Source organism: Caulobacter sp. GW821-FHT12D05 (assembly GCF_058807295.1).
Map to the genome: position 1 here is coordinate 111,143 of NZ_JBXAQO010000004.1, position 14,376 is coordinate 125,518.

The window sequence follows — 14,376 nt, forward strand, 5'->3', positions numbered from 1 at the left end:
TGACGCACTGCACACAGGCATAGCGTCTTCCCCAGCGAACAACAGGTAAGGGGGAGACGCTGACATGAAGCGACTCGTGGTGTGTTTGCTTAGCGTACCGGTCCTGGCGTTTTCCGGTGCCGCGACCGCTGAGACCTGGAAGCTGGCTCCGGGCGAGACCAAGACCTACTACGACGCGGACTTCACCCGCGTCGACCAGACCAGCGGCCTGATCGTCACCCGCATCGCCGAAGGCAAGGCCAACGGCGCCTATCGGAACTGGCCGGCCAGCAAGGGACCGATCCTGGTCTTCGCGCTGGACTGCGCGGCCGACAAGTGGATGGACCTCGGCATGGACTTCGACGGCACCAAGGGCCTGCCCAAGGGCTGGCGCAAGGAAGCCAAGATCGAGGACATCTCCGGCGCCGTCGGCAAGGCCGGCAAGCTGGCCTGCGAGAGCAAGGACACGCTGCCGAAGGCGGAGTTGCCCTAGGTCAGGCGTCCAGCCCGGAGAGCTTCTCCGGGTTGCGCATCGTATAGACGGCGCTGATGCGGCCGTTCTCGATTTCCAGGCTCATGGTCTGGAAGACGATGCCGCTTGACGCCAGCACCAGGCCCGGCTGGCCGTTGACGCGCGCCAGGCGGACGGTCGTGTCGGCCGGCGGCGGGAACTTGCGCCGGATGCCCTGCAGCATGGCCACCAGCTTGGTCGCGCCATAGATCGGATTGAGATTGGCATTGGCCTTGCCGCCGCCATCGGCGTGCCAGACCACGTCCTCGGTCAGCAGGTCGCGCAGCGCCACCTCGTCGCCGGTCACCAGGGCCTGGAAGAAGGCCGTGGTCAGCTTGCGCTCCTCGTCGGCGCTGGGCGTGTAGCGCGGGCGGTCGCGGCGCACGTGCTCGCGGGCCCGCGAGGCCAGCTGCCGGCAGGCGGTCTCGCTGCGCCCCAGCACGCCGGCGATCTCGGCGAAGGGCGTGTCGAAGACGTCGTGCAGCAGGAAGGCCGCGCGCTCCAGCGGGGTCAGGCGCTCCAGGGCCAGCAGGAAGGCCACCGACAGGTCGGCGTCGCCGCCGGCCTCGAAGTCGGGCTCGACCACCGGCTCGGGCAGCCATTCGCCGACATAGACCTCGCGCCGAGCGCGGGCCGACTTCAGGCGGTCCAGGGCCAGGCGCGTGACCACGCGGTTCAGATAGGCGCCAGGCTCCTCGACTGTCTCAGCGTCGACCTTGCGCCAGCGCAGCCAGGCGTCCTGCACCACGTCCTCGGCCTCGGTCCGCGAGCCCAGCATGCGATAGGCCAGGCCGGTCATGGCCGAGCGGCGCTGCTCGAAGATCGTATCGGCTGCCGTCATGCCCGCACCGCCACCGCCTCTCCTGCTACCTCGACCCGCGAGCACGTCTTGCCGTGTCCCATCGCGTACTTGACCGTGGGATAGACCCGCGCCGAGGCGATGGCGAGGGCGATCGCCGACAGCCCCTTGGGTCCCCAGCGCTCCAGCACGTCATCGCGCAGGGCGTCCGAGCGCTCCAGGTCGCGGGCCAGCGAGGCCTTGGCAAAGCGGTAGGCCAGGCTGGCGTCCGGCCCCATCAGGACGGGGTCGCCGGTCAGGATCCCGCGCAGCACGTCGGCCGCCACGTGGTTCTCCTCGGCGATCTTCACGCCGATCTGCACGCAGGGCCCGCAGTCCTCGCTCATCGTGGCCACCAAGCCAGCCGCCGCCAGGGCCGCCGCCGGTGCGCCCTCGCGATAGCCTGACAGCGTCCGCACGCCCTGGAACGCTCGCGCCGCCTTGGGGCTGGCCTCCAGCAGGTCGCGGATATAGGTGGCGTCGTAGTCGTAGCGCTTCTCGAAACGGCCGATGGCGGCCGCGATGATCGCCTTCATCACGATCAGGCCTCCTTCGACTTGATCGCCGCCACGGCCAGCCAGATCGTCAGCAAGGTCGGCAGGAAGACGCCCGGAAAGTCCCGCGCCAGCAGCGGCCACGGCAGGCTGGTTCCGCAGAAGGGCGTGATCAGGTGGATGATCGCATGCGCGCCCTGGAACGCCGCCGCGACGACCACGGCCCCGGCATGCCGCCGCAGGTCCAGCGCCCCCAGCAGGGTCCCGATCCCGCAGGCCAGATAGGTCGCGCCGATGTCGCGCACGAAGTGGTCGTTGAACGGCCCGGTCTGGATGACGCCAGGAATGGTCAGGTACCAGGGATAAGGGACGGTCAGCATCACCAGGCCATTGCCTAGAAACAGAACCGTCAGTCCGATCGCGATCCAGCGCATGTCGCCCTCTCGAGTTGGTGTCGAGAGCAGGACGAGACAGCCCCCGTCGACGTGACATGGTTCGGCGAAAAAGGCCGTTAAGCCTGTTGAATCAGGCCCATCTTGCCATCGGGCCTGTGGACGATTAGGTTCCGCGCCCGTTCTTTCACACCGTCGACCTACCGCTCCGCCGCCGGACTTTCCGGCGGGCGTCGACGGCAATTCCTTGAGGATATCCGCCCGTGGCCACGCCTTCCGCCCTCCTGAACGTCATGATCGACGCGGCCCGGAAGGCCGCCCGCGGCCTGGCCCGCGACTTCGGCGAAGTCACGGAACTGCAGGTCTCCAAGAAGGGCGCGGCGGACTTCGTCACCAATGCCGACATCAAGGCTGAACAGACCCTGTTCGAGATCCTGACCAAGGCCCGCCCGGGCTACAGCTTCCTGGGCGAAGAGCGCGGCATGATCGAGGGCACCGACAAGACCCACACCTGGATCGTCGACCCGCTGGACGGCACCACCAACTTCATGCACGCCATCCCGCACTTCGCGGTCAACATCGCCCTGCAGCGTGAAGGCGAAGGCGTCGTCGCCGGCGTCACCTACAACCCGATCACCCACGACCTGTTCTGGGTCGAAAAGGGCAAGGGCGCCTTCCTGGGCGCCGAGAAGCGCCTGCGCGTCGCCGCCCGCCGTCACCTGGACGAGAGCATCCTGGCCACCGGCGTGCCGTTCGCCGGCAAGCCGGGCCACGGCCAGTTCCTGAAGGAGCTGCACCAGGTCAGCCAGAAGGTCGCCGGCGTGCGCCGCTTCGGCTCGGCCGCCCTGGACCTGGCCTGGGTCGCCGCCGGCCGCTTCGACGCCTACTGGGAGCGCAACCTCAACCCGTGGGACATCGCCGCCGGCGTGCTGATGATCCAGGAGTCGGGCGGCAAGGTCTCGACGATCGACGAGAACGACCTGGACGTCGTCAACGGCAAGTCGATCCTGGCCAGCAACCAGGACCTCTATCCGCAGATCCTGGAGCGTCTGCGGGCGGCATAGGTTTTTGTGATGGCGAGAGCCTGAAGGCTCTCGCCAAACCGTCACATCCGGGCGCTAAATCCGCGCCCATGACCCTGCTTACCCGTCGCGCCATGACCACCGCCGCGCTCGCCGGCACGCTGCTGCCCGGCTTTGCCTTCGCTCAGACGAAGAAGCCGATCGTCATCGGCCATCGCGGCTGTAGCGGCGAGCGGCCCGAGCACACGGCGCTGTCGTATGAGCGCGCCATCGAGCAGGGCGCCGACTTCATCGAGCCGGACCTGGTGCCGACCAAGGACGGCCACCTCGTCGCCCGCCACGAGAACGAGATCGGCGGCACGACCGACGTCGCCAGCCGTCCGGAATTCGCCGCCCGCAAGGCGACCAAGACCATCGACGGCCAGCAGATCACCGGCTGGTTCACCGAAGACTTCACCCTGGCCGAGATCAAGACCCTGCGCGCCCGCGAGCGGCTGCCGCAGCTGCGTCCGGTCAGCGCTCAGTTCGACGGCCAGGCCCAGATCCTGACCTTCGAGGAGGTCGTGGCCATCGCCCGCGCCGGGACCCAGCGCACGGGCCGCACGATCGGCGTCTATCCCGAGCTGAAGCACCCGACCTATTTCGCCTCGATCGGCCTGCCGACCGAGGACCGTCTGGTCGCCAAGCTGAAGGCCCTGGACCTGAACTCGGCGACCGCGCCGGTGTTCGTGCAGTGCTTCGAGGTCAGTCCGCTGAAGAAGCTGAAGGCCAAGACCGCCGCGCGCCTCGTCCTGCTGGTCGACGGCGAAGGCGGTCCGGCCGACCTGCCGAACGTCAAATATGCCGACCTGATCACCGTCCAGGGCCTGAAGGACGTCGCCGTCTATGCCGACGGCCTGGGTCCGAACTGGAGCCTGGTGGTCCCCAACGACAAGCAGATCCTGCTGCCGGCCACCGACCTGGTGAAAAACGCCCATGCCGCGGGCCTGGCCGTCCACCCCTGGACCGTGCGCGCCGAGAACTACTTCCTGCCGGCGAGCCTGCGTAAGGGCGATCCTAAGGACCCGGCCTTCCTGGCCCTGCACGGCGACGTGACGCCGGTGTTCAAGGCCCTGTACGCGGCCGGCGTCGACGGCGTGTTCAGCGACTTCCCGGCCCTGGCCGTCGCCGCGCGCAGCTAAATCGTTCCTCGATATTGCCGAAGCGGGGCAAGGCGGTGCAGCGTGCCGCCTTTCGACGCTCGCTGGGGAAGTCCATGAAGATCCGCAACGCCGCCGCCGCGCTGGCGGCCCTCGCCGCCGTGTCCCTGGCCGCGCCCGCCCTCGCCGCTCCCGGTTCGGACGCCTTGGGCAAGATCGCCGTCGACTTCGTCCATCTGACCCTGGAGGCTGGCCAGCGCGAGGACGGCTATGTCGACGCCTATTACGGCCCCAAGGAATGGGAGGCCGCCGCCAAGGCCAATCCGCGCCCCGTCTCGGCGCTGCGCAAGGAGGCCGACCGGCTACAGACCGCCCTGGGTAAGATCGCCGACAAGGACCTCGCCCCCGACGAACGCCGCCGAAAGATCTTCCTGAAGGGCCAGCTGCGCGCCGCCCAGACCCGCCTGGCCATGATCGCCGGCGACAAGTTCAGCTTCGAGGACGAGGCCGAGGGCCTGTTCAGCGTCCGCCCGGTGCTCAAGCCGCTGAAGAGCTACGACCCCATCCTGGCGAAGATCGAGAAGCTGGTGCCCGGCAAGGGCGACCTGGCCGCCCGCGTCGACGCCTTCCAGAACCGCTACGTGATCCCGACCAACAAGGTCGAGGCCGTGATGCAGGCCGGCATCGCCGCCTGCAAGGCCAAGACGGAAGCGCACATCAAGCTGCCGGCCGGCGAGCGCTTCGACATGGAGTTCGTCACCAAGAAGCCCTGGAGCGGCTACAACTGGTACAAGGGCAATGCCCACAGCCTGATCCAGATCAACACCGACCTGCCGATCTATATCAGCCGCGCCTTGGACCTGGGCTGCCACGAGGGTTATCCCGGCCACCACGTCCTGAACGCCCTGCTCGAGCAGAAGCTGACCAAGGACAAGGGCTGGGTCGAGTTCAGCGTCTATCCGCTGTTCTCGCCGCAGTCGTTCATCGCCGAAGGCAGCGCCAATTTCGGCATCGAGCTGGCCTTCCCTGGCGACGCCAAGACCCAGTTCGAGCGCGACAAGCTCTATCCGCTGGCGGGCCTGGATCCTGCGACCGCCAAGGCCTATGGCGAGCTGCAAGCAGCCAAAGGCGCCCTGGCCAGCGCCGGCAACACCATCGCGGCCGAATATCTGGCCGGCCGGATGACCAAGGAACAGGCCGTCCAGGCGATGATGAAATACAGCCTGTACTCGCGCGGCGGCGCCGAGAAGCGGGTGTCCTTCGTCGAGACCTACCGCTCGTACGTGATCAACTACAACATCGGCCAGGACATGGTCCGCGACCACGTCTACCGCGCCGGCAAGACCGAGGACGCCCGCTGGAAGGCCATGGAACGCGTGATCAGCGAACCGACGACGCCGGCGGACCTACGGAAGTAGGTCAGCCGTCAGCGGGGGGTCTCAGTCCATGGTCGACGCTCCGGCGCTGATCTTGTCGGCCGCGACGGCCGCGATCGGGTTGTTCGCGGCCGCGCAGCTGGGGCTGCGGCGCGATTGGAAGGAAGCGCCAGCCACGGCTTTGGCGGTGTTTCTGGCCCTGAGCGGGATCTCGGGCGTCGATCTGCTGCTGGACCGCATCGGGGTCTATGGCGCGCATCCGTGGACGACCGGGATCCTGTGGGCGCTGTCGCTGTTCCTGGGGCCGTCGATCCTGGCCTATGTGCTGGCCATGACCGGCGAGCCGGATCGCTGGACCTTCGCCCGCGTCTGGCGGATCGGCTGGCCGGCCGGCGTGGCGGTGCTGATCGCCTCGCCGTTCTTCGTGCTGCCGGCGCGGACGCGGCTGGCGGTCTACGGCCTGGCCGAGACGGACGCCGTGTCGGGCATCCTGCAGCTGCTGTTCGTGGCGCTGTTCCTGCTGGTCACCCTGGGCTATCTGGCCGCCGCCCTGGTGGTGCTGAGCCGGCACGTGCGGCGGGTGCGCGACCTGTTCTCCAACCTCGAGGACCGCACCCTGAGCTGGCTGCGGGCCCTGGTGCTGATCATGCTGGCCGCCTGGGCCTGGGGCGCGGTGAAGTCGGCCCTGTCTATCGGCGCCAACGCCCACTGGCTGGACGTGGCGGCCGCCGCGATCGAGCTGGGCTGGACGGCGGCCATCGGCCTGTTCGGCCTGTCGCAGAAGCCGATCTATACCCAGGAGACCGAGACCCCGAAGGTCCTGCCTTCGCCCGAGAAATACGCCCGCTCGGCCCTGCCGCAGGCGCGCCAGGTCGAGATCGCCGCGCGGCTGGAGCAGGCCATGCAGGCCGACGCCCTCTATCGCGACCCGCTGCTGTCGCTGAGCGCCCTGGCCAGCCGCGTGGCCATCACCCCCAACCACCTGTCCCAGGCCCTGAACGAGCACCTGGGCCAGAGCTTCTTCGACTACGTCAATCGCTGGCGGGTCGAGGAGGCGGTCGCGCGGATCAAGGCCTCGGACGAGCCGATCCTGACCATCGCCTACGACGTCGGCTTCAACTCGCGCTCGACCTTCAACGCCGCGGTGAAGAAACACGCCGGCCAGCCGCCCAGCGCCTTCAGGCCCCAAGCCTGAGCGCTGTCCGGACCCGCAGGCTAGGAAGCGTCCAATGCTTCGAGCCTACCCGTCCGGAAGGCGCCTAGGCGCAAGCTGAGCCAGTTAGACGACTGTTCCTCCCACTGCATGAGAACAGTCATGATCCTTCGTTTTTCCCTGGCCGCCTGCGTCCTGGCCCTAGCTCCTGTCGCCGCCCACGCCCAGGAAACCGAGCAACCCGAGCGCCTCTTCCTGCTGGGCGCCGGCGTCTACGCCACCACCAACCCCTATGCGACCGCCAAGAAGAAGACCCAGACCGGCGTCCTGCCGCTGTTCGTCTACCAGACCGACCGCCTGACGGCCGACCTGTCGGGCCTAGCGGTCAAGGCCTGGGGCAATGACCACTTCAAGCTGGAGGGCCGGGTCGCGCCGCGCTTCCAGCTGGTCGATCCCAAGGACACCCGCGACTTCGCCTTCCTCAAGCGCAGCACCGGCGTCGATGTCGGCGGCCGCTTCAGCGGCACGGCCGGCCCCGCCACCCTGAGCGTCGAATATCTGCGCGACGTCAGCAGCGAGACCAAGGGCCAGGAGGTCAATCTGGACCTCACCCTGTCGGCCCAGCCGCTAGAGAAGCTGTCGGTCGACGTCGTCGCCGGCGTCTCGTGGAAAGACAAGAAGCTGGCCACCTGGCTGTACGGCCTCAGCGTCAAGGAGGCCGGCGTGGCCCGGGCCTTCGAATACGGCCGCACGGCCCGCGCGGCGTCGGGCGGGGTGCTGGTGCCGTCGCTGGGCGTCCAGGCCCGCTACCAGGTCACCGATCGCCTGTACGTGATCGCCGCGGGTGAGGTCGAGCTGTTCGACAAGGACATCACCGACAGCCCGCTGATGGCCAAGGACCACGCGGTCGGGACCTTCGTCAGCCTGGTGCGGCGGTTCTAGCCGTGAGCGCGATCGATCGCTCCCACGCGCTCGTGCCCGTGTTGGTCCCCGCCAAGCCGGCCAGCGGGACGGCGGCCATCCTGCTGATCTGGCTGGCGGCCGCCGCGCCGATGGCGGTGCTGGCCTGGGTCGTCGCGCCTCGGCTGATGACGCCCGGCGATCCGCTGCCGGGCCTGGTCTTCTGGCGGCTGATGGTCGCCGGCATGGCCTGGCAGACCGTGCTGTCGGTGATCGTGCTGCGGCTGGAAGGCGTGCCCTTCCGGCCCGCCGCCCTGGCCCGCCGGCTGTGGCTGGCGACGCCGACCTGGCGCGGACAGCCGGCGATCGCGGCCTTCCTGCTGGTCCCGGTGTTCGCCGCCGTCGGCTTCGTCGGCGACGACATGGCCGGCGCCTGGTTCCAGGGTACGGCCCTGGGCCAGACCCTGGCGGCCCACACCCCGGCCTTCGCCTTCATCGAGCATTTGGCGACACCGGACGCCCGGGGACGCTGGGACATCCTGGTCCTGGCGCTGATCTCCAGCCTTTTCAACTACGGCCTGGGCGAGGCCTTGCTGTTCCACGGCGTGCTGTTGCCGCGCATGGAGAAGGCCTGGGGCCGGTGGGCGTGGCTGGGCAACGGCGTGCTGTTCACCGCCTACCACGCCCACAAGTTCTGGATCATGCCGGGCCTGCTGATCAGCTGCCTCTGCTACAGCCTGCCGGCCCAGATCTTTCGATCCAGCTGGCTGGCGGTGCTGATCCACGCCGTCGAGGGCGTGGTGCTGATCGTGGCCGTGCTGGCGGTGATCCTGGGCGCGGCCGTTTAAGCGGCCGCAACTCCGAACTGCAGGCTGGCCAGGCGGGCGTAGAGGCCGCCCTTGGCGAAGAGCTCGGCGTGCGTGCCTTGCTCGACCACCTTGCCCTCTTCCATCACCACGATCCGGTCGGCCTTCAGCACGGTGGCCAGGCGGTGGGCGATGACCAGGGTGGTGCGGCCTTCCATGGCGGCGGTCAGGGCCTGCTGGACCAGGCGCTCACTCTCGGCGTCCAGGGCGCTGGTGGCCTCGTCCAGCAGCAGGATCGGCGCCTGGCGGACCAGGGCGCGAGCGATGGCCAGACGCTGGCGCTGGCCGCCCGACAGAGTCTTGGCGCGCTCGCCGACCGGGGTGTCGAAGCCCTGCGGCAGGGCCGACAGGAAGCCGGCGGCCTGGGCGGCCTCGGCGGCGGCGTGGATCTCGGCCTCGGTGGCGTCGGCGCGGCCAAAGCGGATGTTGTCCATCGCCGAGCCCGAGAACAGCGGCGAGTCCTGGGCGACGAGGGCCATGCGTTCACGCACCTCGTCCGGCGCGGCGTCGCGCAGGTCGACGCCGTCCAGGCGGATGCCGCCGCTTTGCGGGTCATAGAAGCGCAGGAGCAGCCGCAGGACGGTGCTCTTGCCCGCGCCCGAGGGGCCGACCAGGGCCACGGTCTCGCCGGGCTTTACGCTGAGATCAAAGCCGTTCAGGGCCGGCAGGTCGGGGCGACCAGGATAGGCGAAGACCACGTTCTCAAACGCGATCGCGCCCTGGGCCGGGACCGGCAGGGTCTTGGGCGCCGGCGGGGCGGCGATGTCGGGCTGGGCGTTCAGAAGCTCGGCGATGCGGTCCATGGCCCCGGAGGCCTTCTGGACGTCGCCCCAGACCTCGCCCAGGGCGCCGATCGAGCCGGCCGCCATCACCGCCAGCATGGCGAACTGCGCCAGGGTGCCGCCGGTCATCTCGCCGGCCAGAACCAGGCGCGCGCCGCTCCACAGCAGCAGGGTGACGCCGCCGAAGGCCAGGGTGATGACCATGGCCGTCATGGTGGCCCGGGTGGTGATCCGGCGCACCGAGGCCTTGTAGGCCTCGTCCACCGCGCCACCGAAGCGCACCGACGAGGCGCGTTCACGCCCGAAGGCCTGCACGGTCTCCAGCGCGTCCAGGCTCTCGCCGGCATAGCCCACGGCGTCGGCGAACTTGTCCTGGGCGGTAACGGTCAGCTTGCGCACGCGGCGGCCGACCAAGAACATCGGGGCCAGGATCACCGGCACCATCAGCACGATGAAGCCCGCCAGCTTGGGCGAGACCACCGCCATGTAGCCCAGGCCGCCGACCAGGCTGAGGATGTTGCGCAGGGCGATCGAGGCCGAGGCGCCGACCAGCTGCTCGATCAGGGACACGTCGGTGGTCAGGCGCGACAGCACCTCGCCCGTGCGGGTCTTGAGGAAATACTGCTGGTCCAGGGTCAGGGTGTGGCCATAGAGCGCACGGCGCACATCGGCCACGACCCGCTCGCCCAGGCGGGTGATGAAAAAGAATCGCAGGGCCGTGGCGATCGCCAGCACCATGGCCACCGCGCCCAGGCCCAGGAACGCGCTGTTGATCTCAGCGCCAGCGCCCTTGGCGAATCCGTGGTCGATCACTTCCTTGAAGGCCGCCGTCAGCCCCAGGGTCGCGCCCGTCGAGAACAGCAGGAAGAAGCCCGCGGCGAAGCCGTCGCCCTTGTGGGCGGCGACGAAAGGCAGCAGGTGGGCCAGCGGACGGATGTCCTTGCGGCGGGGCCGGCGGGCCTTGGCTTCGGCCATGCCCTGGACCAGTTCGGCCCCCGCGCCGGGGCGGCCATCGGCCTTTTGCTCGCCGGCGTTCACGTCAGTCATCAACAGTCCCTTGCCAAAATCGCGCGGGTTCTTTATAGCCGCCCGTCTTCGAGGGCCACCCCGCGCGTGCGCAGGATGGCGCTTACCCCAATTCACACTCGCCGGCTTAGTCGGACTGGATCGCCGCCATGAAACAAGACATTCACCCCGACTACCACTTCATCACCGTCACCCTGACGGATGGCTCGAACTATCAAACGCGTTCGACCTACGGCAAGGAAGGCGCCAACCTGGCGCTCGACATCGACCCGCGCACCCACCCGGCGTGGACGGGCGGCAACGCCCAGATGCTGGACCGTGGCGGCCGCGTCTCGCGCTTCAACGCCAAGTTCGCCGGTTTCACCGCGAAGAAGTAAGAAGCTCACCGCTTCTCGCCGTAAGGGCGACGAAAGGCCGGCTCCGCGTTCGCGGGTCGGCCTTTTCCGTATCTGGGGCTTAGGTTTCCTTCTCCCCTTGCGGGAGAAGGTGGCCCGAAGGGCCGGATGAGGGGTCGATAGACCTGTCAGTCCGAGAAACCCCTCACCCGACCGCCTGCGGCGGCCACCCTCTCCCGCAAGGGGAGAGGGACTATTCTTCCTCCGGCTCGTACGGATCATCCCCACGATCGCGCATCAGATCCGTCGCCACGAAGTCCATCGCGTCCTCGGCGTCGACGAAGCTGAGCTCCGACACCGTCTGGTCGCGGATCGAGACGCCGGCCTTGTGGGTGCTGTCCGGATCGCCGGTGACCAGCGGATGCCATTGCGGCAGGTCCTTGCCCTCATGCAGCCGGCGATAGGCGCAGGAGGGCGGCATCCACTCCAGGTCCTCGATATTGTGCGGCGTCAGCTTGATGCAGTCCGGCACCGTTTTCTTGCGGTTCGGATAGTCCTTGCACTGGCAGCGATGTTCGTCGAACAGCTGGCAGTGCACGCGCGTCGGGATGATTTCGCCGGTATCTTCGTCTTCGAAGCGAACGAGGCAGCAAAGTCCGCAGCCGTCGCATAGACTTTCCCACTCGGGGACGGTCATTTCGACGAGCGTCTTCGTCTGCCAGAAATATTTGTGTGGCGTCATGGCGCCGTCCTAAACCCGATTGACCCGGCGACCAAACAGAGCCTGACGCAGACCGTGAACGACTGGACGCTGCCGCCTTACAAGTTCGACGACAAGGATCCGTCCAAGCGTGGGCAGGGACAGAGCCCTGGCGCGCCTGCGCAACCCCATGATCCGTGGGCTTCCGAGCCGCCGCTGAAGGATCCGTTCAAGCTCTCCGACAGCCCGCCGCCGCCTCGGTCACCGACGCCGCCTGCGCCCCCTCCTCCGCCCGAGGAGCCGTTCCGCGCGGATTTGAAGCACCACGCCGCCAAGAAGAAGGCCCGCAAGTGGGGCTGGATCTGGGGCGTGCTGCTGGTCTCGTTCCTGATCGGCGTGCTCGCCGTCGGCGGCGGCGCGGCCTATGTCTGGTTCAAATATCTGAAGGACACGCCGCAGCTGCCCTCGCGCGCGGCGCTGTTCGCGGTCAATCGCGCGCCCGGCATCCGCTTCGAGGACCGCAACGGCCAGGTGATCGCCACGCGCGGCCCGCGCTACGGCCAGCGCATCACGGTCGATTCGGTGCCCAACTACGTCCCCCTGGCCTTCCTGGCGGCCGAGGACCGGCGCTTCTACAAGCACGGGGCCATCGACGCCCAGGGCATCGCCCGGGCCGCCTGGGTCAACTGGCGCGGCGGCCGCACCAAGCAGGGCGCCTCGACCCTGACCCAGCAGCTGGCCAAGGGCCTGTTCCTGACCCCGGACCGGGTGGTGAAGCGCAAGCTGCAGGAAATGCTGCTGGCCTATAAGCTGGAGCAGGTCCTGACCAAGGACGAGATCCTCGAGCTCTATCTGAACCGCATCTATTTCGGGGCCGGCACCTACGGCGTCGACGGCGCGTCCCAGACCTATTTCGGCAAGCCCGCCAGCCAGCTGACCCTGTCGGAATCGGCCCTGCTGGCCAGCCTGCCCAAGGCCCCCTCGCGCCTGGCCCTCACCAACGACATGGAGCGCGCCCTGGCCCGCTCGCGCCTGATCCTGGCCAATATGCGCAAGGAAGGCTGGATCACCGCCGAGCAGGAAAGCCGCGCGCTGGACGACACCCCGCGCCTGTCGCCGATGGCCCTGCAGGACGAGGGCGACTACGGCTGGGTGCTGGACTACGCCACCACAGAGGCCGTGAAGATCGCCGGCCAGAATGCGCCCGACCTGGTGGTGCGCCTGACCATCGACCCACTGCTGCAACACGAGGGCGCCGAGGTCGTGCGCCAGACCATGGCCACCGAGACCACCCGTTCGGGCGCGTCCCAGGCTGCGCTGCTGTCGCTCTCGGCCGACGGCGCCATCCGCGCCATGGTCGGCGGCACCGGCTATGGCGAGAGCCCCTTCAACCGCGCCGTCCAGGCCCGCCGCCAGCCGGGCTCGACCTTCAAGCCGTTCATCTATGCCGCCGCCGTCGAGAAGGGCGTCTTGCCCACCGACATCCGCGTCGACGAGCCGGTGAAGTTCGGCGACTGGAGCCCGGAGAACTACAGCGGCGGCTATCGCGGTCCGATGACCGTCGAGCAGGCCCTGATCACCTCGACCAACACCGTGGCCGTGAAGTTGGGCAAGGAAGCCGGCGGCGCGGCGATCGGCGACCTGGTCCGTCGCTTCGGGATCACGTCCCTGCCGCCCGTGCCGGATCTGTCGGTGTCGCTGGGCTCGTACGAGGTGAACCTGCTGCAGCTGACCTCGGGCTTCCAGGTGTTCCAGCAGGGCGGCGTGCGGCTTGAGCCCTATGTCATCGAGTCGATCATGACCCAGGACGGCCGGGGCCTCTTCCAGCACGCCCCGCCGGCCGCCGAGCGCCGCGTCTACGACATCGGCCATGCCAGCATCATGGTGAAGATGATGAAGAAGGTGGTCTCGGACGGCACGGCCAAACGCGCCGCCTTCGGCCGCCCGGCGGCGGGCAAGACCGGCACCAGCCAGAACTGGCGCGACGCCTGGTTCGTCGGCTTCACGCCCGACTACGTCACGGGCGTCTGGGTCGGCAACGACGACGAAAAGCCGATGAACAAGGTGGTCGGCGGCGACATCCCGGCCAGCATCTGGCGGCGCTTCATGATGACCGCCCACCAGACCCTGGCGGTCCGCGACTTCGCCTGGCTGCTGCCCGACCCCGCGCCCCAGACCGAGCCCGACCCGCGCAACGGCTACTACGAGACGCTGTCGGCCGAGTTCGCGAGAGCGGCGTCTGAGCTGGATGCGGCGGCGAAGGCGGCGGAGACCTTGCAACCGAGCACGCCGGGGCAGCCTCCGCCGGATCAGCTGCCTTACTAGCGGTCCTCGAAGGTCGCGTAGTCTTGGTAGGGACTCTTGACGAACGATACGACCACGATCCCCGACCGGCCGGACCCAGGCGGGTTCGGAAAGACATCGTAGTGGATCTCGTAGCCACCCGAGATGTTGCACTTGCGCCCGCCGGTCGGCTCGAAGACGGGATGCCGCAAAGCGTTGGTGCGCAACCCTTTGATGCCCGCCCAGATTTCTTTGAGTCTTTTGCGCGCTGATTGTCCCGCGCCAGGCTGGCTCAACCATCTCGCGACGCCCTGCAGGTCCGCCTGCGCGTCTGGGGATAGCCTGACCTTCCAGACCAAGGCCCGATCAGGCCTCGTCTGGAGGGATCAAGTTGTCCAGGAAAGCGTCCAGTTCATCATCGTCCAGATAGTCGCCTGCCGCGACCTGGGCCCGACCACGCTGAGCGCGTTCGGCGTCCGACAACAGCGCACGAGACCGCGCCGAAAGGATCGGCGGCGTCACGAAGTCGGCGGTCTTCGTCGGGCGGGTCATGAGAACTCCTACCCAGAACATAACGCCA

The 14,376-nt window shown here is 68.4% G+C and carries 16 protein-coding genes; 9 read left to right on the plus strand and 7 right to left on the minus strand.

Annotated elements, in window-relative coordinates; all coding sequences use genetic code 11:
- Positions 1-64 precede the first annotated feature (64 nt).
- Positions 65-472, plus strand: a complete 408-nt coding sequence (locus AC1RRR_RS18540) for a hypothetical protein (RefSeq protein WP_492815387.1) — start codon at positions 65-67, stop codon at positions 470-472.
- A gap of 1 nt (position 473) precedes the next feature.
- On the opposite strand, the gene AC1RRR_RS18545 is transcribed toward AC1RRR_RS18540, so the two are convergent.
- The 3 genes from AC1RRR_RS18545 to AC1RRR_RS18555 are packed head-to-tail and all read right to left on the minus strand — an operon-like array spanning position 474 to position 2,256.
- On the minus strand, positions 474-1,331 hold the full coding sequence (locus AC1RRR_RS18545; protein ID WP_492815388.1) for a sigma-70 family RNA polymerase sigma factor: 858 nt from the start codon (positions 1,329-1,331) through the stop codon (positions 474-476).
- The gene (locus tag AC1RRR_RS18550) at positions 1,328-1,864 is read right to left on the minus strand and encodes a hypothetical protein (protein WP_492815389.1); all 537 of its coding nucleotides are present in this window, start codon (positions 1,862-1,864) and stop codon (positions 1,328-1,330) included. Before AC1RRR_RS18550 ends, AC1RRR_RS18545 begins: the two co-directional genes overlap by 4 nt.
- Positions 1,865-1,869: 5 nt before the next feature.
- Positions 1,870-2,256, minus strand: a complete 387-nt coding sequence (locus AC1RRR_RS18555) for a hypothetical protein (RefSeq protein WP_492815390.1) — start codon at positions 2,254-2,256, stop codon at positions 1,870-1,872.
- A 221-nt stretch (positions 2,257-2,477) separates the two neighbouring features.
- Here AC1RRR_RS18555 and AC1RRR_RS18560 point away from each other — a divergent pair, with 221 nt between their 5' ends.
- The 6 genes from AC1RRR_RS18560 (at position 2,478) to AC1RRR_RS18585 (ending at position 8,652) form a co-directional block, all read left to right on the plus strand.
- The gene (locus AC1RRR_RS18560; protein ID WP_492815391.1) at positions 2,478-3,278 is read left to right on the plus strand and encodes an inositol monophosphatase family protein; all 801 of its coding nucleotides are present in this window, start codon (positions 2,478-2,480) and stop codon (positions 3,276-3,278) included.
- A 68-nt stretch (positions 3,279-3,346) separates the two neighbouring features.
- The gene (locus AC1RRR_RS18565; RefSeq protein WP_492815392.1) at positions 3,347-4,417 is read left to right on the plus strand and encodes a glycerophosphodiester phosphodiesterase; all 1,071 of its coding nucleotides are present in this window, start codon (positions 3,347-3,349) and stop codon (positions 4,415-4,417) included.
- Positions 4,418-4,491: 74 nt separating this feature from the next.
- Positions 4,492-5,793 carry a hypothetical protein gene (locus AC1RRR_RS18570; RefSeq protein ID WP_492815393.1) on the plus strand — a complete coding sequence of 434 codons (1,302 nt, stop codon included), beginning with the start codon at positions 4,492-4,494 and terminating at the stop codon, positions 5,791-5,793.
- A gap of 28 nt (positions 5,794-5,821) precedes the next feature.
- A complete protein-coding gene (locus AC1RRR_RS18575) occupies positions 5,822-6,946 on the plus strand; it encodes a helix-turn-helix domain-containing protein (protein WP_492815394.1) in 1,125 nt (374 codons plus the stop codon).
- Between the two features lie 120 nt (positions 6,947-7,066).
- Complete coding sequence (locus AC1RRR_RS18580; protein WP_492815395.1) at positions 7,067-7,846, plus strand: MipA/OmpV family protein; 780 nt, start codon at positions 7,067-7,069, stop codon at positions 7,844-7,846.
- A gap of 2 nt (positions 7,847-7,848) precedes the next feature.
- Positions 7,849-8,652 carry a CPBP family glutamic-type intramembrane protease gene (locus AC1RRR_RS18585; RefSeq protein ID WP_492815396.1) on the plus strand — a complete coding sequence of 268 codons (804 nt, stop codon included), beginning with the start codon at positions 7,849-7,851 and terminating at the stop codon, positions 8,650-8,652.
- Here AC1RRR_RS18585 and AC1RRR_RS18590 read toward each other — a convergent pair.
- Positions 8,649-10,502, minus strand: coding sequence for an ABC transporter transmembrane domain-containing protein (locus AC1RRR_RS18590; protein WP_492815397.1), 1,854 nt, complete (start codon positions 10,500-10,502; stop codon positions 8,649-8,651). The genes AC1RRR_RS18585 and AC1RRR_RS18590 overlap by 4 nt on opposite strands.
- Positions 10,503-10,627: 125 nt before the next feature.
- On the opposite strand from AC1RRR_RS18590, the gene rpmE reads away from it, so the two are divergent.
- Positions 10,628-10,855 (plus strand): 50S ribosomal protein L31, encoded by a 228-nt coding sequence (gene rpmE / locus AC1RRR_RS18595; protein WP_454717888.1) that lies wholly within the window; start codon positions 10,628-10,630, stop codon positions 10,853-10,855.
- Positions 10,856-11,066: 211 nt separating this feature from the next.
- Here the strand turns inward: rpmE and AC1RRR_RS18600 are convergent, their stop codons facing one another.
- Positions 11,067-11,555 carry a YcgN family cysteine cluster protein gene (locus AC1RRR_RS18600; RefSeq protein WP_492815398.1) on the minus strand — a complete coding sequence of 163 codons (489 nt, stop codon included), beginning with the start codon at positions 11,553-11,555 and terminating at the stop codon, positions 11,067-11,069.
- A 54-nt stretch (positions 11,556-11,609) separates the two neighbouring features.
- Here AC1RRR_RS18600 and pbpC point away from each other — a divergent pair, with 54 nt between their 5' ends.
- Positions 11,610-13,838, plus strand: a complete 2,229-nt coding sequence (gene pbpC, locus AC1RRR_RS18605) for a multimodular transpeptidase-transglycosylase PbpC (protein ID WP_492815399.1) — start codon at positions 11,610-11,612, stop codon at positions 13,836-13,838.
- On the opposite strand, the gene AC1RRR_RS18610 is transcribed toward pbpC, so the two are convergent.
- On the minus strand, positions 13,835-14,155 hold the full coding sequence (locus AC1RRR_RS18610; RefSeq protein WP_492815400.1) for a type II toxin-antitoxin system RelE/ParE family toxin: 321 nt from the start codon (positions 14,153-14,155) through the stop codon (positions 13,835-13,837). The two genes, pbpC and AC1RRR_RS18610, sit on opposite strands and share 4 nt — an antisense overlap.
- A 7-nt stretch (positions 14,156-14,162) precedes the next feature.
- Positions 14,163-14,348, minus strand: a complete 186-nt coding sequence (locus AC1RRR_RS18615; protein WP_492815401.1) for a hypothetical protein — start codon at positions 14,346-14,348, stop codon at positions 14,163-14,165.
- Between the last annotated feature and the right edge of the window lie 28 nt (positions 14,349-14,376).

Bases quoted from the DNA above. Each gene is read 5' to 3' on its own strand.
- AC1RRR_RS18570 (WP_492815393.1), top strand. From the start codon at position 4,492: ATGAAGATCCGCAACGCCGCCGCCGCGCTGGCGGCCCTCGCCGCCGTG.
- AC1RRR_RS18545 (WP_492815388.1), bottom strand. From the start codon at position 1,331: ATGACGGCAGCCGATACGATCTTCGAGCAGCGCCGCTCGGCCATGACC.
- AC1RRR_RS18565 (WP_492815392.1), top strand. From the start codon at position 3,347: ATGACCCTGCTTACCCGTCGCGCCATGACCACCGCCGCGCTCGCCGGC.
- AC1RRR_RS18615 (WP_492815401.1), bottom strand. From the start codon at position 14,348: ATGACCCGCCCGACGAAGACCGCCGACTTCGTGACGCCGCCGATCCTT.
- AC1RRR_RS18575 (WP_492815394.1), top strand. From the start codon at position 5,822: ATGGTCGACGCTCCGGCGCTGATCTTGTCGGCCGCGACGGCCGCGATC.
- AC1RRR_RS18540 (WP_492815387.1), top strand. From the start codon at position 65: ATGAAGCGACTCGTGGTGTGTTTGCTTAGCGTACCGGTCCTGGCGTTT.
- rpmE (WP_454717888.1), top strand. From the start codon at position 10,628: ATGAAACAAGACATTCACCCCGACTACCACTTCATCACCGTCACCCTG.
- AC1RRR_RS18600 (WP_492815398.1), bottom strand. From the start codon at position 11,555: ATGACGCCACACAAATATTTCTGGCAGACGAAGACGCTCGTCGAAATG.
- AC1RRR_RS18550 (WP_492815389.1), bottom strand. From the start codon at position 1,864: ATGAAGGCGATCATCGCGGCCGCCATCGGCCGTTTCGAGAAGCGCTAC.
- AC1RRR_RS18580 (WP_492815395.1), top strand. From the start codon at position 7,067: ATGATCCTTCGTTTTTCCCTGGCCGCCTGCGTCCTGGCCCTAGCTCCT.
- AC1RRR_RS18555 (WP_492815390.1), bottom strand. From the start codon at position 2,256: ATGCGCTGGATCGCGATCGGACTGACGGTTCTGTTTCTAGGCAATGGC.